Below are 19290 nucleotides of genomic sequence, written 5' to 3'. Positions count from 1 at the left end.
GAGAGGAAAAGACATGGAATATTTGTTGGGAACAGACATCGGGACCTCAGGCACCAAGACGATCCTGGTGGATCTTCAGGGCCGGGTGCTGGCGCAGGATCTGCAGGAGACCGACGTGCTCACGCCGCGCCCCCTGTGGGCAGAGCAGTGGCCTCAGGTCTGGCTGAAAGCAGCGGAAGCTTCGATCCGCAACACGGTGGCCAAAGCGGGGGTGAAAAAAAGCGACGTGCGGGCCATTGCCATCAGCGGGCTTTACGGCGGCTCGGGCATCCCGCTGGACGAGCGGATGGATCCTATCCGTCCCTGCATGATCTGGATGGACCGCCGCGCGCAGGAGGAGAGCGACTGGGCGCTGCACACAGTGGGGGAAGAGCGGCTGTTGCGCGTCACCCACAACGGGGCCGACCCCTATTACGGATACACCAAAATGCTTTGGATGAAGCGACATGAGCCGGAAAACTGGGAGAAGACGAAACTCTTTTTGCCGCCCAACGCCTATGTGATCTATAAATTCACCGGCTGCACGGCCATCGATTATTCTTCAGCCGGTAATATCGGGGGTATTTTTGACATGAATACCCGCACCTGGTCCGGGGAGCTGATGGAGGCTTTGGGCATTCCCCTGGCCAAGATGCCCCGGCGCCTGGTGGAGTCCACCGATGTGGTGGGAGGGCTCACCGAGGAAGCGGCGGCCAGACTGGGGCTTTGGGAGGGCATGCCGGTGGTGGCGGGCGGCGTCGACTGCGGGGCCGCGAACCTGGGCATGGGGGTGTTCGAACCCGGGGTATATGCGGCGGCTATCGGAACTTCCATGTGCGCGGCCCTGATCTCCGACAAGCCGGTCCGGGGCCGAGGGCTCATCGTCTGGCCGTACCTGTACAGGGCAAAAGAGCTCTCTTACTATTTCGCAGGCGGGGCCACGGCGGGGGCTATCGTCAAATGGTTCCGGGATAATCTGTGCCAGATGGAACGGCAAGCGGAACAAGAGGGCGGGCCCAACGCCTATCGGGTGCTGGACGAGCAGGCGTCCCGCATCCCCGCGGGCAGTGAGGGGCTGGTGGTACTGCCCTATTTCATGGGAGAGCGCAGCCCGGTGTGGGACTCAGACGCCAAGGGCACGGTGGTGGGGCTCTCACTCATCCACACCCGGGCGCATCTGTACCGGGCCTTTTTAGAGGCGGTAGCCTATTCGCTGCGGGATGCTATGGAAGCCACTGGCGAAGATCTGGGCAGCTCCATCCTGCTGGCGGGCGGAGCGGTCCGTTCCCGCCTGTGGCGGCAGATCTTTGCCGATGTGACGGGCTACCCGGTGATCTGTCCCAAAAACGACGCAGAAGCCAATATGGGGGACGCGATGCTGGCGGGCATCGGTGCGGAAGTGCTCACCTATGAGGACGTCCGCACCTGGCAGACGCTGGACGAGCCGATCATGCCCGTCCCGGAAGTCCATGCCAAGTATGACCGGTACTTTGCGGTGTACAAATCGGTGTATGGGCATCTGAAAGAGGATATGAAAGCCCTCAGCGTGCTGGAACGCTGAAAGCGGCACGAGCACAAAGGCGCCGGAGTGCTGGCCGGTGCCTTTGTGCCCGTTGTTTTCTGTGCCCATATTTCTGCTTTTTTCTTGAAAAGGCCCCCTGATGCAGGATAGTAAAGCTGCATCGGGGGGCTTTTGACGGTTTGTTCTTTGCGCTGCAAAAGCGCCTATTTTATATAGCGGGCGATCTTTTGCCGCCACACCTGCTGCTGTGCCGGGGCCACCTTTGCCTTTTGGATATAGCCGTAGATGCGGCCGGCAAAGTCGGCGAAAGGCGGGCAGATGCGCCGGAAGCGGGCGGGGTCCAGATGCAGGGCGTCCAGCGCGTGCACGCCGATGAGGGCAAAGCATTTCAGCCAGTTGAAATGCGGCCGGAAAGCCGCGTCAAAGGGGTGGTCGCGGGGCGGTTCACGGTGCACCTGCTCCAGCAGGTCCGCCATCCGCAGATAGGCGGGGCGGGCGGGGTCGTCGTCAAAATAGCCCTCGATCACCTCTTTGGGGATGGGGAACTCCGCCGCAGGCGCGCTCAGGGCGGCGGCGAACTCCTCGTAGCTGCCCACGCAGCGCCCGTCCCGGTAGATGACGGGGTCAAATTCGTGGGGGATGGGCTGGGGGCGCAGGATGCGGCAGCTTTTGCCGGCAAAATAGACTTCCGCGATCGCCGTGCTCATCCAGATGAAGATGTCGTCGGCGGCCGTGATCCACTGCTTCACCGAGTGCTCGAAGATGACGTGGAAGCCCGGCCGCTTCGCCGCCAGCGCCGCCAGGGCCGGGCTGTCCCACTCGGAAGGGTGGCGGCGGTAGACCAGCTCCACGTCGGGGTGGACTGCGAGATAGCGGTCGAACCAGTCCAGTGTGGCGGCCATGGATTCCCGGTTGACGCGGGCGAATTCGCTGAAGTCCTGGCCCGCCATGCGGGACAGCTCCGCCACCTCGTCCTCGCCCATCGAGGCGTAGCCGAAGCTGGAGATGTACAGCAGCAGCCGCTTGTCCGGGTCAAGGCCAAACTCCCGGCACAGAGCGGCGCGGTCCAGAAAATAGCCCTCGAACTCCGGCCGCAGAAAGTCCATCATCACCGCGCCGGTCACCACCGCGTTCTGCGGCGGCACCCCGTGATCGATCAGCCGCCGCCGCGTGCGCTCGCCCCAGCAGGTCTGCACACATTTGCGCGCATTGCCCGAAAAGTTGAACCAGGGCTCGGCCTCCTGGGTGTCCGAGAGCATCTGCTCCCAGTGCAGGTTGACCACCCGCTCGCAGCGGCCCACATTGTTGTAGACGTGGCTGTTGAGGCCCTCGTTGTCATAGAGGTTGCTGGCGACCAGCACCCGAGGGCGCTTCCAGGTGAAATATTTCAGCTTTTTGCGGTCCAGCAGCTGGCGGATCTCCACCGAGTAGCCCCGCCGCTCCAATTCCGCTTTCAGCAGCAGCAGGCTCTCATACTCCCGCACCACATGCTCGTACAGGATGAGAAAGTCCAGCCCCATCAGCCCACCTCCTCAAAAAGCGTGCGGGTCCACTGGGGCAGCCCGTGCACGGTGTCGATGTGAAAACCGTCAAAGAACATGCCGTCCGGGTAGGCGGGATCGTTCTGCCACTCGTAGTCCAACACCCGCGCGCCGCTGGCCGCAAGGGCTTCCAGGGCGGGGCGCATGGCCTCGTCGATGCCGAGCGGCTCGCAGACCAGCCGCCGCACGCTCTCGTCCATGGGCGGCAGCACGATGGTCAGCTCCACGCCGTTCTGTTCGCAGAATTTCGCCAGATCGAGCAGCTTTTCCAGCGCCGCGCCATTCACCGAAAAACGGCTTTGCGCCGGGGTGGCGGACAGCATGGCCCGGGCCATCTCGGCGGCGTTGGCAAGCGCGCCGTCCTCGCCGTAGACCCGCTGGGGCAGCGCCCCGCTCACCGCGCAGTTGCCGTAAAGGGTGGCCGCGTAATCGATCAGGTCCCGCCGGTAGGGCAGGGGGACGCCGTTTTCCTCGTATTCCGCGGCCGTGTGCTCGGCGGTCTCCTCGGCGTCCGGGCGGCCGGCCAGCTTGTCCCCGATCACGGTGAGGGTGTTGATGTTGTATTCCAGGTTCAGGATATAGGCCGCCGGGTTTTTGAGCTGGGTCTCGATGGTGGACATGCGGTTGGCGGTGCGGTAGCCGGCGTTCAGGGTGTAAAAGGAGAGCCCCAGCACCACCCGCTGGATCTCCGGCGCGGTTTCGTACAGATAATAGAACTCGTCGATGCTCTCCTCCAGGCTGGCGCCCCCATAGGAGACGTTGGACCAGGACGCGCCGGACACCTCGTCCACCAGCGCCATGTCGAAGTGGGCCATGCGGCTGTCGCCCAGCAGCAGGTTGGGCTGCGGGTCCAGCTGATAGGCGCGCAGCCGGGCGATCGGGGCGTTGCCGCTCGTGACGCCGCGCAGCCCGAAATAATTGTTCGGCTCAAAAGCCACGAACACCGCCAGATACAGGGCCGCCGGCAGCAGGGCCAGGGCCAGCTTTGCGATAAATTTTTTCATGGCTGCCCTCCTTAAAAGCCCGCGTAGGCAAAACTCACGGTGCCGAAGCCGCCGCTCTGCATGACGGCGCCCGCCAGGATGCAGCCGATGAGCAGATAGTAGACCGCCCAGCGCGCGGCGGGGCGCAGCTTTGCCAGCGCCAGCGAGATGTGCTGGTCCCTGTGGCGGAAGCACTGGCGCCAGTCAGCGAAAAAGGCGATGGCCAGCACCGCCGCAAGAAAGACAAAATAAGCGGCCACCATGATCGGGCGGGCATAAAAGCCGGCCTGTACCGCAGCGCTGGTATCGGCAAAAAACGCGGCCGCAGACCAGCCGGTGAACTGCCTGCCCAGATAGGAGAGCGCGTCGGTCACCGTGCCCCCGGGCAGCAGCCCGACGCGGAAGAACACGAGGCTGGCCGTCCACAGGCAGAACACCCCCGCGGTCTTGAACAGGCGCAGCGGCAGGCCGGGGCGCTTTTTCGGCTTTTTGTAAAAGCGGTGCAGCAGCTCTTCCCCCACCCGGTAAAGGGCCTGCAGCAGCCCCCACGCCACGAAAGGCAGGCTGTTGCCGTGCCAGAAACCGCTGACGAAGAACAGGATCACCAGGCTGGAGAGCATGGGCGGGTTTTCGACCCGCTTGCCCACCAGGGGCAGGCGGCTGGTCCAGCGGCCCCAGACCAGCGGCAGAAAGATATAGTCCTGCAGCCAGCTGGACAGGGAGAGGTGCCAGCGGTTCCAGAAAGCGGAAAAGTTGGTGGAAAAATAGGGGGTCTTGAAGTTGACCGGGATCTCAAGCCCCAGCAGCAGAGCGGTGCCCCGGGCCACGTCGGAGTAGCCTGCAAACTCAAAATAGAGCTGCAATGCGTAGAGCGCGGCCGCAGAGATCAGGGTCAGCCCGTGATAGGCGGCGTTGTTTTCAAAGATCTGGTTGACATACAGCCCCAGCACGTTGGCCACGGCGATCCACTTGAAAAGGCCGAACAGGATAAGGCGCAGGGCGTCGGCCCCGCGCTGGGCGTCCCAGCGGCGCGCTTCCCGCAGCTGGGGCAGCATCTGCCGCGCCCGGCAGATGGGGCCGCTGGTGATGGTGCCGAAAAAGGTGACAAAGGCCGCGTAGGCCACAAGATCGGTCTCAGGCTCCATGTCGCCCCGGGCCACGTCCACCAGATAGCTGATGGTGGCAAAGGTGTAAAAGCTGATGCCCAGCGGAAAGGCCAGCTTTGCCAGGGAGCCGCCGGCGGCGCCCAGCAGGGTGGGCATCAGGGCATTGTAGTATTTGAACACCGCCAGCACCGCCGTCACCGAGATCACCGCCAGCGCCGCAAGGCGCTTTTTCCGGGCCGCGGGGGCCGCGCCGATGCGCCGCGCCATAAAATAGGTGAACACCACGTGCAGCGCCAGCACGGCGGCGGAGAGCGGGTGCCCCCCCAGGCTGAAGCCGTAAAAAAGGCAGCTGGCCAGCAGCAGCACCGCGTTCTGCAGGCGCTTTGGCACCAGATAATAGGCCAGCGCCGCCAGAGGCAGAAACAGCGCGTAGCCTGCGGAGGAGAGGGTCATGGAAACGCTCCTTTCAGGGCGGCGGCCGGGCCGCCGGGACACTGTGATTTTGGGCAAAAACAAAGCAGACCATCCCTCCCCCTGCCCGGAGGAGAGACGAAATCTGCGAAAAATGCAGCAAAATGCCGCTGAAGTACGTTCTATTATAAAGGAAGCGCCCCGCCTTGTAAAGCGGCCGGGGCGTCCGCCCGCCCGGCTTTTTATTGATATTGGGGCCGTTTTATAGTATACTTAACTATATTTGTTGCCCTGAGCATTTTGGCAGAAAATGAAAAATAAACGCCCGCCCCCGGGCGGTAAGAGAGGGATCGCGCTATGTCTCACACTGTCATGGTCACCGGCGCCGACGGATTTATCGGCAGCCATCTCACCGAGGAGCTCGTCCGGAGCGGCGAAAGGGTGAAGGCGTTCTGTTACTATAACTCTTTCAATTCCTGCGGGTGGATCGACACCCTGCCGCCAGAGATCCGCGCCGAGATCGAGGTTTTTATGGGCGATATCCGCGACCCCAACGGGGTGCGCACCGCCATGGCCGGGCAGGAGCGCGTCTATCACCTGGCCGCCCTCATCGCCATCCCGTTCAGCTACCATTCGCCGGACAGCTATGTGGACACCAATATCAAGGGGACCCTCAACGTGCTGCAGGCGGCCCGGGACCTGGGCACCCGGCGGCTGATGATCACCTCCACCAGCGAGGTGTACGGCACCGCGCAGTACGTGCCCATCGACGAGCATCACCCCTACCAGGGCCAGAGCCCCTATTCCGCGACCAAGATCGGCGCGGACCGGCTGGCCGAAAGCTTTTACCGCAGCTTTGACCTGCCGGTATCCATCGTGCCCCCGTTCAACGCCTACGGGCCGCGCCAGTCGGCCCGGGCGGTGATCCCGACCATCATCACCCAGCTGCTGGCCGGGCGCACCGAGATCCGCCTGGGCAACCTCGCCGCCACGCGGGACTTCAACTACGTCAAGGACACCGCCGCGGGCTTTATGGCCATCGCTGACTGCGAAGAGGCCGTGGGCCAGGAGATCAATATCGCCACCGGGCGGGAGATCTCCATCGGCGAGCTGGCGGACGAGCTGATCCGTCAGATCAATCCGGCGGCCAGGGTGATCTGTGAAGAACAGCGGCTGCGCCCCGCCAAGAGCGAGGTGGAACGGCTGCTGGGGGACGCCACCAAGCTGCGCCAGATGACCGGCTGGGCGCCCCGGTATACCTTTGAAGAGGGGCTGGCGGAGACCATCGAGTTTCTGCGCAGGCATCTGGACAGCTACAAGATCGACGCCTATAATCTGTAGAAAAAACGGCGCGCGCCCCGCGGGCGCGCGGGCGGGGAGTGCGGGATGGACGGTGCGCTGCAAAAACTGAAAAGCCTGTGGGGCCGCTCCGGGGTGCGCTGGGCGCTGGGCTGTCCCGTCGTGCTGCTGTGCGGCGTGGGCGTGGTTTATTACTGGCGGGTGGCCTATGGCTTTGACGGCCTTTCGCCCTGGGTGGCCACCGCCGTGGTCTGCGGCGGTTTCGCGGCGGTCTACGCAGTGGTCTTTCTGATCGCCCATTTTGTCAGGCAGAACCTGGCGCTCAAGGCCTCGCTGCTGGTGCTGGTGGCGGGGCTGTGCTTCGTGTTCGCCAACCCGCCCCTGCAGGCGCCGGACGAAAATATGCACTTTCTGCGCGCCTATTCCATCGGCAGCGGGAATTTTATGTTTGAGCAGGACGAGGACTATCCGGACGACGTAGACCTGCTGATCCAGGATTTTCCCGGCCTGTACAGCCACCAGCTGATCGCCACCGGGCAGGCCACCATGGCCGACGGCTTTGCGCGCTACCGCGCCCATCTGCAGCAGGGGGCCGCTGCGCCCAACGCCTCCACCCTGATCCAGCAGCTGGTGCCCTATCTGGCGCAGGCGCCGGCCATCGCGCTGGCGCGGCTGTGCGGCGGCGACGCGCTGGCCTGCATGTACGCCGCGCGCGCGGGCAACCTGCTGCTGTACGCGGCGCTGTGCTATTTCGCCTTTCGGGCGGCAAAGCGGTTTTTGCCCATCCTCATCGCGCTTGCCATCTCCCCCATCGCCCTGTTTACGGCGGGGTCCTGCAGCGCCGACGGCCTGCTGCTGGGGCTGACCTGGGTCTTTATCGGGCTGTGCTTTTCCGACCGCCTGTCCCGGCCGCAGGTGGCGGTGCTGGCGGTCAGCTTCGGGCTGATGGTCTTTGCCAAATACGCCCCGGCGGCCCTGCTGCCGCTGGTGGCGCTGATCCCGCAGCCGGAGGGCCTGAAAGCAGGGCGGCACGGCGCGGCGCGCAGCCGGTGGCTGGTGGCGGGGTTCTGTGTGGCGGGGGCGGCGCTGGTGTATGTGCTGCTCACCGCCTACACCAGCTTTGCCAGCACCTACGGGGCGCTGCCCTATGCGGATACCGGCGTGCGCCCGGCCGAACAGCTGCGGTTCATCCTGTCCAACCCGCCCCGCTATCTGGCTGTCTTTCTCTATTCGCTCTACCGCGACAAGGCGAACCTGTCCATGCTGGGCAACTTTGGCTGGATGGATATGAACGTGCCCTTTGTCAGCGTTTTTTCGCCGCTGGTACTGCTTTTTTCGGCCGGGATGTCGGCGCTGGAGGGCGCGCGGGAAAAGCCGCGCACCGGCTGGGCCTGCGCCCTCACGGCGGCGCTGCTGTACGCGTTCACCTATACGGGCATGTATCTGACCAGCACGCCGGTCTCGCTGCCCGAGATCAACGGCGTGCAGAGCCGCTATCTTCTGGGCGCTTTTTTTGCGCTGCTGGTGCTGGCCGCCATGCTGCTGGGCCGCAGCATGGCGCTGGACAAGCTGCGCCCGGGAGAGCCGCAGAAGACCCCGCCCGCGTGGCGGATGCTGCATCTGGCGTTCTGCTTTGCGCTGGTCTCGGCCCTGCTGCTGTTCCAGTCCTACTACATCGGCCCCTGAGAGGGGCCGCGCCCTTTCCCGCGCCGCGGCCCGCGCTGCGGCCGGAGATCCTGACCTGCGGGAGGATAACCTGATTTGACGGCATTCATGGAGATGTTCCTTACCTTTGCTGCGCTGGCGGCGCTCAGCTTTTTTGTGGGCGCGCGCACCAGCCTGCCCTCGGGCGCGGCGCCTCTGGCCGTGCTCTGCGCCACCATGCTCTGGTACAGCCTTGCGGGCTGCTTGGACCTGCTGTTTCCGGCGGGCCTGCTGTGGTTCGCCGCGGCCCTGGCCGCTGCCGCGGCGCTTGTGCTGCGGCGCAGGGAGATCCGCTGGAAAGAGCTGCTGGGCCCCGGCATGGTCTTTTTTCTGATCGCCAGCCTGTTGGTGATCGGGCTGTTCGCCCTGCGCCGCCCCATTTTTATGGAGTGGGATGAATTCACCTTTTGGGGCATCGCGCCCAAGGTGGTCAAGTCCACCGGGCGGCTGTACACGTTCGAGCCCGGCAGCATGGTGGGGGTCACCTATGTGCCCGGGCTGGTGATGCTGGATCATGCGTTCCAGTTTCTCGGGACGGCTTTTGTGCCGTGGAAGGTGTTCGCCGCCTATGACATCCTGTTTTTTGCCATCTTCGCCGCGGCGCTGTCCATGTTCCGGCGGCGCGGCTGGCGCATGGCCGTGCCGATGGCGGTGGTGCTGACCCTGCTGCCCTATCTGCTCACCGTCTATCACCGGGGCATCTATGTGCAGCCCATTTATATGAGCGCTTACGCCGATATCCCCATGGGCCTGCTGTTCGGCGCCGGGCTGGCGGTTTATTTTGCCGCGGAAAAAAAGACCCCCGCGGTGCTGCTGACGGCGGCTCTGGCCGTGACGGCGGAGAGCATCGCCAAGGATATGGGCTTTGCCCTGTGCATGGTGGCGGCGGCGCTGATCTGCTTTGATCTGCTGTTTGTCGAAAAGGGCGGGGCCGTTTTTGCAAAGCTGCGCGGCGTGTGGGCAAAGCTGTGCTGGTGCGCGCTGACCGTGCTGCTGCCGCTGGGGGCCTTTTTCGGCTGGGCCCTGCATCTGCAGGCGGCCCTGGGGGTGAGCCGGTTCGACCTTGGCGGCAGCGAGGAAATGGGCATGGTGCAGATGGTGGTCACCGGCATCGCAGAGCTGGCCAGCCCGCAGAAAAGTGAAAAATTTGCACAGATCGCAGACGGCATGTACAAGGCGTTCTTTACCACCAAACTGACCATGCTGGGCAGCGGCTTTGCGGTGGTGCTGGTGATCCTGGCGCTGCTGGCGCTGGCCTACCTCTGCGGCAGCCGGGCGCAGAAAGCGCGCACGGCCTGGTTTGCAGCGCTTTCCATGCTGGGCTTCGCGGCGTTTTATATTTTCAATATTTTCACCTACGCCTATATCTTCAAGGGGCAGGAGGCCCTGGGCCTGAGCAACTATAACCGCTATATCTACCCCTATTACATCGGCTGGCTGCTGGCCGCCCTGGTGCTGCTGGGCAGGAGCCTGGCGGACGGGCGCGCCGAGCGGGCGGGCGGCCGCGCGCTGGCGTGGCAGGGCGCGCTCTTCGCGCTGCCCTATGCGCTGATGGCGGCCGTGCTGCTGCCGCTGCGCGGGGTCTGGGCCGCACAGGACGGGGCCTCTTACCGGCTGCAGCCGCTGCTGCTGGCCGCGGGCCTGGGGCTGACGGCTTTGCTGCTGGCCCTTTCCGCCGCGCCGCTGCGCGCGGTCTCCTTTGTGCCGCTGCTGCTGGCCGCCCTTTCCTTTCTCTGCTGCGCGCGGGTGTTTGCCCTGGTGCAGCCGCAGCTTTCGGTGGTGGACTATCCCGACGGCTATTTTGCCGGCCGGAACGAGCAGATCGCCCAGGTGGAGGGGATCAAGGCGCGCCTGGGAGAAAACGAGCGGGTCTTTTATATCTGCCAGGGGGACGACGGCAGGCGCTGGTTTATGAGTTATTACGATTTTTACCCCGAAGTGCTGTTGGATTACAGCCTGGGCGGTGCGGGGATCTCGCCGGAGAGCCGGCTGAACACGGTCTCGATCCCGCGCTTTTTCACCCGCGAGCAGGCGCAGCGGTTTCTCGCCGCAGACGTGACCCTGACGCCGGAGGTCTGGTGTGAATATCTGCAGGCCAGCGGCTGCACCGCAGTGTATCTGGAGCAGGTGGACGAGAGTTTTCAGCAGGCGTATGGAGCCCTGTTTGAGGGCGGCGCCCAGAGCGGCGGCCTCTACCGCATCCAGGGGGAGGGGCAGGGCATGCGCTTTGCGCCCATCCCGGAGGAGGTGAGCGCCCGGTGAACCGGATCAAAAAACTGGGCTGCGCCCTGGTCCGCCTGCCGCGCAGGGACAAACAGCTGGTGGCCCTCTGCTATGCCGCTTTCTTTGCCGTCAGCCTGCTGGTCTCGCTCTACAGCTTTGCCGAGGACCGGGTGCAGCGGGCGCTGGGCAATGTGACGGAGACCGAGATCAGCGCCGCTGATTTTGAGTGGACCGATCTGGAGCAGAGCCCCGGCGGCGCGCTGGTGACCACCTCCGCCGACCCGCGCATGGTGCTGCGCGACCCGCCCGTCTATGTGCGCGGGGTGCGCGTTGAAGCGCTTTTCCGCAAAAAAGACCCGGGCGAGTTCTGCATCTTTTACAAGCCGCGGCCCGGCATGGAGGACTTTGACGCCAACTACCGGGTCTGGGCGCGTGTGGAAGCGGACGGCAGCTATACCTTTGCGCTGCCGCGCGGCAAAATTTATGGCCTGCGGCTCGACCCCGGCATCTATGCCGGCATCGAGATGGAGATAACGGGCATCACCCTGAACCCGCAGCGGAGCTTTGGGTCGTACTTTGCGCCCTCCCGGCTCTGGCTGCTCTGCCAACTGGTCGCCCCGGCGCTTGCCGCCAGCGCGATCCAATGCGCGGCCGAGGCCTTTTTTGCCCTGAAAAAGGGCGGCCGCCTTTCTGGAGGGAAAGAACGATGGAAATGAAATTCATACCCCTGTCCGTCCCCAATTTTTCGGGCAATGAAAAGGAATACGTCAACGGCGCGGTCGTCAGCGAGTGGGTCTCCACCGGCGGCAGTCTGGTGGGCGAGTTTGAGCAGAAGGTGGCCGGATATGCCGGCATGCCCGCCGCAGTTGCCTGCAACAGCGGTTCCTCCGGCCTGCACCTGGCAAACCTGGTGGCGGGCGCGGGCCGCGGGGACGAAGTGCTGGCCCCGGCGCTCACCTTTATCGCGGCGGTGAACCCCATCCGCTATGTCGGGGCCGAGCCGGTGTTCATCGGCTGCGACGATTCGCTGTGCATGGACCCTGTCCTGGCCGAGCGCTTCCTCAGTGAAAACTGCGAGATGCGCGGCGGCTGCTGCTACAACCGGCGCACCGGCGCGCGGGTGCGGGCCATCGTGGTGGTCCACGTGTTCGGCAATATGGCCGACATGCCGGCTTTTCTGGCGCTGGCGAAAAAATATAATCTGGTGCTCATCGAGGACGCCACCGAGGCGCTGGGCACCCGCTACACCGGGGGCCCGCTGGCGGGCCGGATGGCCGGCACCATGGGCGACGCGGGGGTCTACAGCTTCAACGGCAACAAGATCATCACCACCGGCGCGGGCGGCATGGTGGTCTCCAACCACCCGGACTGGGCCGAGCATGCCAAATATCTCTCCACCCAGGCAAAGGACGATCAGCTGCAGTTCATCCACGGCGAGGTGGGATATAACTACCGCCTGACCAACGTGCAGGCGGCCATGGGCCTGGCCCAGATGGAGCAGCTGGAGGATTTTATCGCCCACAAGATCCAGATGCACGAGTTCTACGCCAGCCGGCTGGACGGCAAAAACGGCTACCGCGTGCTGGGCTTCCGGGACGGGGTGCGGGCCAACCGCTGGTTCTACAGCCTGTATCTGGAGGACCCGCGCCATCAGCGGGATCAGGTCATTGCCGCCCTGGCGGAGCAGAAGATCCAGACCCGGCCGGTCTGGGCGCTGATCAACGAGCAGAAGCCCTATCTCCAGTGCGAGGCCTACGGCCTGGAGAAAGCGGAGGACTACCGCGCAAAGATCGTCAACCTGCCCTGCAGCACCAACCTCACCGCGGAGGACGCGCAGCGGGTGGTGGATGTGCTGCTGGCGCTGTAGGCCCCGGCACAAACGAAAAGAAGGGGGTGGACCCTGATGAAATTGGACGAACTGCTGATCGAAGAGGACCGCACCGTGCTGGAAGCCATGCGGCGGCTGGACGAGACCGGCCACCGCATCCTGTTTGTGGCGCCGGAGGGCAGGCTGAAAGCGGTGGTGACCGACAGCGACGTGCGCCGCTATATCCTGCGGGGCGGCGCCCTGACCGGCCCGGTGCGGGAGATGGCGAACTACCGCCCCAAATCGGTCACGGTGGAGGAGCGGGGCAGCGCCCGCAGGCTGCTGCTGCAATACTCCATCGACGCGCTGCCGGTGCTGGACCGGCGCGGGGTCATCAACGACGTGATCTTTGAGGGCGACCTGGACGTGGACACCCACAAAAAGGCGGATCTGCCGGTGGTGATCATGGCGGGGGGGCTGGGCACCCGGCTGTACCCCTACACCAAGATCCTGCCCAAGCCCCTCATCCCGGTGGGGGAGCTGCCCATCGCCGAGCACATCATCAACCGGTTCAAAAATTTCGGCTGCTATGAGTTCACGCTGGTGGTCAACTACAAAAAAAGCATGATCAAGAGCTACTTCAATGATCTGGAAAAGGACTATACGGTCCACTATGCCGACGAGGACCAGCCGCTGGGCACCGGCGGCGGGCTGGCGCTGCTCAAGGGCAGGGTCACCAGCACCTTTTTTCTCACCAACTGCGACGTGCTCATCGACGCGGATTTCGGGGATATCTATGATTTCCACCGCCGGCAGGGCAACCTGATCACGGTGGTCTGCGCGTTCAAGCACATCACCATTCCCTATGGGGTGATCGAACTGGGAAGCGGGGGCGAGATCAAAAACGTCACCGAAAAGCCGGAGATGAACTTTTTGACCAACACCGGCGTCTATGTGGTGGAGCCCCGGGTCATCGACGAGCTGGAGGACGGGGTGGCCGTGGGCTTCCCCGACATCATGGAAAAATACCGCCATGCGGGCGAAAAGATCGGGGTCTACCCGGTGAGCGAGAACAGCTGGATGGATATGGGTCAGCTGGAAGAGCTGGAAAATATGCGCCGCCGCATGGAGGAGCAGAACGGCTGAGGCAGGCGGCGTGCCGCCCGGCCGAAAGAAAAACAGGGAAGAAAAGAGGCTGCCGTATGAAAACGCTCATCATCGCCGAGGCCGGGGTCAACCACAACGGGGACCTGGCGCTGGCGAAAAAGATGGCGGTCGTGGCGAAGAACGCCGGCGCCGACATCGTCAAATATCAGACCGCCGTGCCGGAACTGGTCATCAGCAAATTTGCCGAGAAAGCGGAGTACCAGAAGGTGCAGACCGGGGACCATGAGACCCAGCTGGAGATGGTGCGCCGCATCCATTTCGGGTTTGAGGCGCACCGGGAGCTGAAAGCGTACTGCGACTCCATCGGCATCCAGTACCTGTCCGCCGCTTTCGATCTGCCCAGCATCGACTTTTTGGCCTCGCTGGACCTGCCCCTCTTCAAGATCCCCTCAGGCGAGATCACCAACCTGCCCTATCTGGAGCGGGTGGCGGCCTGCCGCAAGCCGGTGCTGCTGTCCACCGGCATGAGCGAGATGGAGGAGATCGCGGCGGCCCTGAACGCCCTCAAGCTGGGCGGCGCGGGGGAGGTGACGGTGCTGCACTGCAACACCGAGTACCCCACCCCGGCCGAGGACGCCAACCTGCGGGCCCTGTTGGACATCAAAAAGCGCTTCGGCTGCCGGGTGGGCTATTCCGACCACACGTTGGGCATCGAGGCGGACGTCGCCGCCGTGGCGCTGGGCGCCGAGGTGGTGGAAAAGCACTTTACGCTGGACAAGAATATGGAGGGGCCGGACCACAAGGCCAGCCTTTCGCCCTCCGAGCTGATGGAGATGGTCTCCGCCATCCGCCGCACCGAGGCCATGCTGGGCAGCGGGCATAAGGGGGTCAGCTTTTCAGAGCGCAAAAACATCGCCATCGCGCGCAAGAGCATCGTGGCGGCGCGGGACATTGCGCCCGGAGAGACCTTTACTGAAGAAAACCTGACCGTAAAGCGGCCGGGGCAGGGCGTGTCCCCCATGCGCTGGTACGAGGTGCTCGGCAAACGCGCAAAGCGCGCGTTCGCCGAGGACGAGATGATCGAAGTATGAGCGGGGCGAAAAAACGCCGGGTCGCGGTGGTCACCGGCACCCGCGCCGAGTACGGCCTGCTGCGCCCGGTCTGTCAAAAGCTGCTGGCCAGCGACGAGCTGGAACTGGAGCTGGTGGTGACCGGCGCCCACCTGTCGGAAAAATACGGCGGCACGGTGGCGGAGATCGAGGCGGACGGCATGCCCATCGCGGCCCGCATCCCCATTTTGAACCACCCCTCTACAGACCTTGGCACCTGTTTGACCATCGGCGACGCGGTGGGGCGGTTCGCAGAGCAGTTCAGCGCCTCCCGGCCGGACTGCGTGCTGGTGCTGGGCGACCGGTACGAGATTTTTGCCGCAGCCACGGCGGCCGCGGTGCTGCGCATCCCGCTGGCGCACATCAGCGGCGGCGACGTGACGGCCGGCGCAGCGGATGAATTTTTCCGCCACTCCATCACCAAAATGGCCTCGGTGCATTTTCCCTCCTGCTCGCAGTACGCCGCCCGCATCATCCGCATGGGGGAAGAGCCCCAGCGGGTCTTTAACGTGGGCGGCCTGGGGGACGAGAACATCCGCACCATGCGCCTGCTCAGCCGCGAAGAGCTGGGACAGGCTTTCGGCTTTGATTTTACGGCGCCTTACCTGCTGGTCACCTACCATCCGGCGACGCTGGGCGGCGACCCGGCGGCGGAGGTGTCGGAGCTGCTGGACGCGCTGGACGCTTTTCCCGAAATGGGACTGATCTTTACCAAGGCGAATGCCGACGCCGGGGGCGAGGCGATCAACGCCCTGCTGGACCGCTATACCGCCTCGCGGCGCAACGCCGCGGCGTTCACCTCCATGGGCGCAAGGGGGTACCTGTCGGCCATGAATTTCTGCGCTGCGGTGGTGGGGAATTCCTCCTCCGGCGTGGTGGAGGCGCCCAGCTTCCACAAACCCACCGTCAACATCGGCGACCGGCAGAAAGGGCGGCTGCGCTGCCGCTCGATCCTGGACTGCGGCACGGCCCGGGACGAGATCGTCAAGGCCCTGCGCACGGCGCTCTCGCCCGCCTTTGGACTGCAGTGCAAAGCGGCCCGCAGCCCCTATAACGGCGGCGACACCAGCGGCATGATCGTCAGCCTGCTGGGCGCTTTTCTGGACAGCGGGCTGGCGCACCGGCCAAAGATGTTTTATGACATGCCGGCCTGCGCGGGGTGTGAAAAGGGCGAGGAGCATTAGCCGGGTCCGGAAAGGAAACAGGAGTCGAGCCATACGATTTTGGCGCAGCGCCGCCGGCTTGATCTGTATGCGATCTGTATTTTTAATGCACAAAAGGGGTTGTCTTATGGAACTGTTGATCGTCGGCCTGGGCAGCATGGGCAAACGCCGCGCCCGGCTGCTGCGCGGCCTTGAGCCGGAGGCGGGGCTTTCCGGCGTGGATTCCAATCCCGGCCGCAGGGAAGAGGCGAGGGCGCTGGGCATCCGGGTCTTCGAGAGCATCCCCGCCGCGGTGGCGGCGCGGCGCTACGACGCGGCGCTGGTCTGCACGGCCCCGCTCTCCCACGCGGCCATCATCGCGCAGCTGCTGGACGCGGGCCTGCCGGTGTTTACCGAGCTCAATCTGGTGGCGGACTGCTACCGGGAAAACATGGCGAAAGCGAAAGAAAAGGGGTTGCTGCTCTTTCTCTCCAGCACTATGCTCTACCGGGGGGAGACCCGCCATATCGCCGGGCGGGTGCGGGCGTTTGAGGGCCCGGTGAACTACCTCTACCACATCGGGCAGTATCTGCCCGACTGGCACCCGTGGGAGGATTACAAAAACTTTTTTGTGGGCGACGCGCGCACCGGCGGCTGCCGGGAGATCTTCGGCATCGAGCTGCCCTGGCTGCTGGACGCGTTCGGTCCCGTGAGGGCGGTGCAGGCCAAAGCGGACAGGCTGACCCGCCTGGATCTGCCTTACCCGGACTGCTGGTTCGTCACCCTGACCCATGAAAACGGCACCCGCGGCGTGCTGGCGGTGGATGTTGTCTGCCCCAAAGCGGTGCGCAGCTTTGAGGCGTTCGGCGAGGGGCTGCACCTGTTCTGGGAGGGCAATCCCCGGGAGCTGTACGAGTTTGACCCTGTGACAAAAGAAAAGCGCTTTGTGTCCACCTATCAGACGGTGGAGCAGGACCCGCGCTACAGCGACAACATCGTCGAAAACGCCTATGTGGACGAGCTGGCGGAGTTTCTGGCCTGTCTGCGCGGGCAGGCCACGGCCCGCTACAGCTTTGAAAAGGACCTGGCCGCCCTGGACCTGATCGAGGAGATCGAGAGGGAGGCGGGGCGATGAAAGCGCTGTTCGTGGGCCTGGGCTCCATCGGTACCCGGCACCTGAAAAACCTGCAGGCGCGCTGCGCCGCCCGCGGCATCCCTCTGCAGGCGGACGCGCTGCGCTCTTCGCCGCGCCCCCTGCCCGCCGAGACCGCGGCGCTGCTGCGACAACAATTTACAGAGAGTGATAAACTTGGCCATTATGACCTTTTGTTTATCACAAATCCCACCAACCTGCACTTTTCCGCCATCCGTGAGCTGGCCGACAAGGCGGATTGCCTGTTTATCGAAAAGCCGATCTTTGAGGACGGGCGTTATCGTCTGGAGGACGCGGGCCTGACGGGCAAAAAAGCGGTGGTGGCCGCCCCAATGCGGTACTGCGGCACCTTTCTGGCCCTGAAAGAGGAGCTGCGGGGCAGGCGGGTCTATTCGGCCCGGCTGATCTGTTCCAGCTATCTGCCCGACTGGCGTCCCGGGGTGGACTACCGCCAGGTCTATTCGGCCCGGCGGGAGATGGGCGGCGGGGTGACCATTGACCTGATCCATGAGTGGGATTATCTGGTGGATCTTTTCGGCTTCCCGCAGCAGAGCTATAACCTCAAGGGGACCTATTCGCAGCTGGAGATCGACAGCGACGATCTGTCGGTCTATATCGCCCGCTACCCCTCGCTGCTGGCGGAGATCCACCTGGACTACTTTGGCCGCACCTATCGCCGCACCGCAGAGTTTTTTGTGCAGGAGGGCACCATCACCGCGGATTTCGGCGCAGGGACCCTCACCCGCGCCGACGGCAGTGTGCTGCACTGTGAAGAGGAGGTCAACGCCCGCTATCTGCGGGAGATGGACGCCCTGCTGGACTATGCGCTGGGCGGCGAAGAAAAGAGCGCAAACCCGCCTGAGATGGCGCTGCAGGTGCTGAAGCTGACGCTGGGCGAGCGATAGCCCGGACGGCCCGGTGTAAAGGGAAAGCACTTTCCTCTTTTAAAAAAGGACCTCCTGCGGCCACAGGAGAAAATGAAACGAAAATGAGACGGGGAGGAACAGAGATGAAAAGGGTGCTGATCACAGTTTGCGGCCGTGCGGGCAGCAAGGGGTTCCGCAACAAGAACCTGAAAGTATTTTGCGGCCAGCCGCTGGTCTATTACACGCTCTCAGCGGCGGAGCTTTTCCGCCGGGCGCGGCCGGACCTCTCGGTAGAGGTGGCGCTGAATACCGATTCCCCCGAGCTGCGCGCCCTGACCGCGCAGCGCTACCCCGAGGCGGTCCCGGTCAAACGCCCGCAGGAGCTGTGCGGCGACACGGTGCCCAAGATGGCGGTCTTTCAGCAGACGCTGGCCGAGATGGAGCGGCGGGGCGGCTGCCGCTACGACTACCTGATCGATCTGGACATCACCAGCCCCATCCGCAGGGAGGGGGACGTGGCGGGCGCCTTTGCGGCCGCCGAAGCGCGGGAGGACCTGGACCTTGTCTTCAGCGTGGCCGAGGCGCGGCGCAACCCTTATTTCAATATGGTCAAAGTGGTGGGCGACCATGTGGAAAAAGTCATTGAGAGCCCCTATACCGCGCGCCAGCAGGCCCCTGCCATCTATGATCTGAACGCCAGCATTTATGTTTTTCGCCGGGATTTTCTGGCGGAAAACAGGACCGGCATCCTCTGGGACGGCAAATGCGGCATCTATGAAATGTTCGACTCCGGCATTTTGGATATCGACTCAGAGGCGGACTACCGCCTGATGGAGGTCGTCGCCCGCCATCTGTACGACACGGCGCCCGAGTTTGCCGCCGTGCGGGAGAATATCCGGGGCTGAAGCGCGCCGGTCCCGTCTGCAGATGAAAACGCCGGACGTCTGGAAAAAACTGCCGGGGCCGTTGAAAATCCGGCGCTCGACGCCCTGTCTGCAGCCGGCAGGGGCCGTGGCCCTTGCCGGGCCCGGACGGGGCATGCCGCCTTTTTCGCCCCGGCCCCGCGCGGCGGCCGTGAAAAGAGGCGGCGGCCTTTTCGGCTTTCAAACAGGCCCAAGACGGGGGGCCGGCGCAGCAGCCGCTGTGGCCGGCCGGGCCGGGCCCGCGTTTTTGCGGGGGACCTTTCGTCCCGGTGGATCTTTTCGAGCTTTTTCCCACTTTGCGGCGGGTTTCAGACAGCAAACAACAGATTTTTCCACAGCCGGCGCGTTGAAGTTTTGCCCGCCGCGGGGTATGATAAGAGCAGACGGCGGCCGCCGGAAATGGCGCTGCCGGGTG

15 protein-coding genes are annotated in these 19290 nt (G+C 64.2%); 12 read left to right on the top strand and 3 right to left on the bottom strand.

From position 1 onward, the window contains the following. Positions 1 to 13: 13 nt before the first annotated feature. Entirely contained in the window at positions 14 to 1540 is a 1527-nt protein-coding gene (locus H8S23_RS03940) for an FGGY-family carbohydrate kinase (protein WP_186886989.1), read from the top strand. Between the two features lie 164 nt (positions 1541 to 1704). Here the strand turns inward: H8S23_RS03940 and H8S23_RS03935 are convergent, their stop codons facing one another. The 3 genes from H8S23_RS03935 to H8S23_RS03925 are packed head-to-tail and all read right to left on the bottom strand — an operon-like array spanning position 1705 to position 5584. Beyond that, a complete protein-coding gene (locus H8S23_RS03935) occupies positions 1705 to 3021 on the bottom strand; it encodes a surface carbohydrate biosynthesis protein (RefSeq protein ID WP_186886988.1) in 1317 nt (438 codons plus the stop codon). Further along, complete coding sequence (locus H8S23_RS03930) at positions 3021 to 4046, bottom strand: hypothetical protein (protein WP_186886987.1); 1026 nt, start codon at positions 4044 to 4046, stop codon at positions 3021 to 3023. Before H8S23_RS03930 ends, H8S23_RS03935 begins: the two co-directional genes overlap by 1 nt. Positions 4047 to 4057: 11 nt before the next feature. Beyond that, positions 4058 to 5584, bottom strand: a complete 1527-nt coding sequence (locus H8S23_RS03925; protein WP_186886986.1) for an MBOAT family O-acyltransferase — start codon at positions 5582 to 5584, stop codon at positions 4058 to 4060. Between the two features lie 315 nt (positions 5585 to 5899). Between H8S23_RS03925 and H8S23_RS03920 the strand changes: the two genes are divergently transcribed. The 11 genes from H8S23_RS03920 (at position 5900) to H8S23_RS03870 (ending at position 18857) form a co-directional block, all read left to right on the top strand. Then, positions 5900 to 6883 (top strand): NAD-dependent 4,6-dehydratase LegB, encoded by a 984-nt coding sequence (locus tag H8S23_RS03920; protein WP_186886985.1) that lies wholly within the window; start codon positions 5900 to 5902, stop codon positions 6881 to 6883. Between the two features lie 45 nt (positions 6884 to 6928). Further along, a complete protein-coding gene (locus H8S23_RS03915; protein WP_186886984.1) occupies positions 6929 to 8527 on the top strand; it encodes a DUF2142 domain-containing protein in 1599 nt (532 codons plus the stop codon). A 75-nt stretch (positions 8528 to 8602) separates the two neighbouring features. Then, positions 8603 to 10807 (top strand): hypothetical protein, encoded by a 2205-nt coding sequence (locus tag H8S23_RS03910; RefSeq protein WP_186886983.1) that lies wholly within the window; start codon positions 8603 to 8605, stop codon positions 10805 to 10807. Next, complete coding sequence (locus tag H8S23_RS03905; RefSeq protein WP_186886982.1) at positions 10804 to 11484, top strand: hypothetical protein; 681 nt, start codon at positions 10804 to 10806, stop codon at positions 11482 to 11484. Before H8S23_RS03910 ends, H8S23_RS03905 begins: the two co-directional genes overlap by 4 nt. Continuing rightward, positions 11475 to 12635 (top strand): LegC family aminotransferase, encoded by a 1161-nt coding sequence (locus H8S23_RS03900; RefSeq protein WP_186886981.1) that lies wholly within the window; start codon positions 11475 to 11477, stop codon positions 12633 to 12635. The genes H8S23_RS03905 and H8S23_RS03900 overlap by 10 nt, the downstream gene beginning before the upstream one ends. 36 nt (positions 12636 to 12671) lie before the next feature. Continuing rightward, positions 12672 to 13721, top strand: a complete 1050-nt coding sequence (locus H8S23_RS03895) for a sugar phosphate nucleotidyltransferase (RefSeq protein WP_186886980.1) — start codon at positions 12672 to 12674, stop codon at positions 13719 to 13721. A 56-nt stretch (positions 13722 to 13777) separates the two neighbouring features. Further along, the gene (neuB, locus tag H8S23_RS03890; RefSeq protein WP_186886979.1) at positions 13778 to 14773 is read left to right on the top strand and encodes an N-acetylneuraminate synthase; all 996 of its coding nucleotides are present in this window, start codon (positions 13778 to 13780) and stop codon (positions 14771 to 14773) included. Continuing rightward, positions 14770 to 15975, top strand: coding sequence for a UDP-N-acetylglucosamine 2-epimerase (gene neuC, locus H8S23_RS03885; RefSeq protein ID WP_186886978.1), 1206 nt, complete (start codon positions 14770 to 14772; stop codon positions 15973 to 15975). Before neuB ends, neuC begins: the two co-directional genes overlap by 4 nt. Positions 15976 to 16081: 106 nt before the next feature. Continuing rightward, positions 16082 to 17068, top strand: a complete 987-nt coding sequence (locus tag H8S23_RS03880; RefSeq protein ID WP_186886977.1) for a Gfo/Idh/MocA family protein — start codon at positions 16082 to 16084, stop codon at positions 17066 to 17068. Further along, positions 17065 to 17991: a Gfo/Idh/MocA family oxidoreductase gene (locus H8S23_RS03875; RefSeq protein ID WP_186886976.1), complete on the top strand. Its 927-nt coding sequence runs from the start codon at positions 17065 to 17067 to the stop codon at positions 17989 to 17991. The genes H8S23_RS03880 and H8S23_RS03875 overlap by 4 nt, the downstream gene beginning before the upstream one ends. Positions 17992 to 18095: 104 nt before the next feature. Continuing rightward, positions 18096 to 18857, top strand: coding sequence for an acylneuraminate cytidylyltransferase family protein (locus H8S23_RS03870; RefSeq protein WP_186886975.1), 762 nt, complete (start codon positions 18096 to 18098; stop codon positions 18855 to 18857). Positions 18858 to 19290 lie beyond the last annotated feature (433 nt).

The organism is Anaerofilum hominis, from assembly GCF_014287275.1.
GTDB lineage: Bacteria > Bacillota > Clostridia > Oscillospirales > Ruminococcaceae > Pygmaiobacter > Pygmaiobacter hominis.
This window is presented reverse-complemented; position numbering and strand designations above follow the sequence as displayed.

What these genes read in the sequence shown, in the direction of transcription:
- neuB (WP_186886979.1), top strand. Translation starts at nt 13,778, where the DNA reads ATGAAAACGCTCATCATCGCCGAGGCCGGGGTCAACCACAACGGGGAC.
- H8S23_RS03900 (WP_186886981.1), top strand. Translation starts at nt 11,475, where the DNA reads ATGGAAATGAAATTCATACCCCTGTCCGTCCCCAATTTTTCGGGCAAT.
- H8S23_RS03870 (WP_186886975.1), top strand. Translation starts at nt 18,096, where the DNA reads ATGAAAAGGGTGCTGATCACAGTTTGCGGCCGTGCGGGCAGCAAGGGG.
- H8S23_RS03940 (WP_186886989.1), top strand. Translation starts at nt 14, where the DNA reads ATGGAATATTTGTTGGGAACAGACATCGGGACCTCAGGCACCAAGACG.
- H8S23_RS03925 (WP_186886986.1), bottom strand. Translation starts at nt 5,584, where the DNA reads ATGACCCTCTCCTCCGCAGGCTACGCGCTGTTTCTGCCTCTGGCGGCG.
- H8S23_RS03880 (WP_186886977.1), top strand. Translation starts at nt 16,082, where the DNA reads ATGGAACTGTTGATCGTCGGCCTGGGCAGCATGGGCAAACGCCGCGCC.
- H8S23_RS03875 (WP_186886976.1), top strand. Translation starts at nt 17,065, where the DNA reads ATGAAAGCGCTGTTCGTGGGCCTGGGCTCCATCGGTACCCGGCACCTG.
- H8S23_RS03920 (WP_186886985.1), top strand. Translation starts at nt 5,900, where the DNA reads ATGTCTCACACTGTCATGGTCACCGGCGCCGACGGATTTATCGGCAGC.
- neuC (WP_186886978.1), top strand. Translation starts at nt 14,770, where the DNA reads ATGAGCGGGGCGAAAAAACGCCGGGTCGCGGTGGTCACCGGCACCCGC.
- H8S23_RS03935 (WP_186886988.1), bottom strand. Translation starts at nt 3,021, where the DNA reads ATGGGGCTGGACTTTCTCATCCTGTACGAGCATGTGGTGCGGGAGTAT.
- H8S23_RS03915 (WP_186886984.1), top strand. Translation starts at nt 6,929, where the DNA reads ATGGACGGTGCGCTGCAAAAACTGAAAAGCCTGTGGGGCCGCTCCGGG.
- H8S23_RS03930 (WP_186886987.1), bottom strand. Translation starts at nt 4,046, where the DNA reads ATGAAAAAATTTATCGCAAAGCTGGCCCTGGCCCTGCTGCCGGCGGCC.
- H8S23_RS03895 (WP_186886980.1), top strand. Translation starts at nt 12,672, where the DNA reads ATGAAATTGGACGAACTGCTGATCGAAGAGGACCGCACCGTGCTGGAA.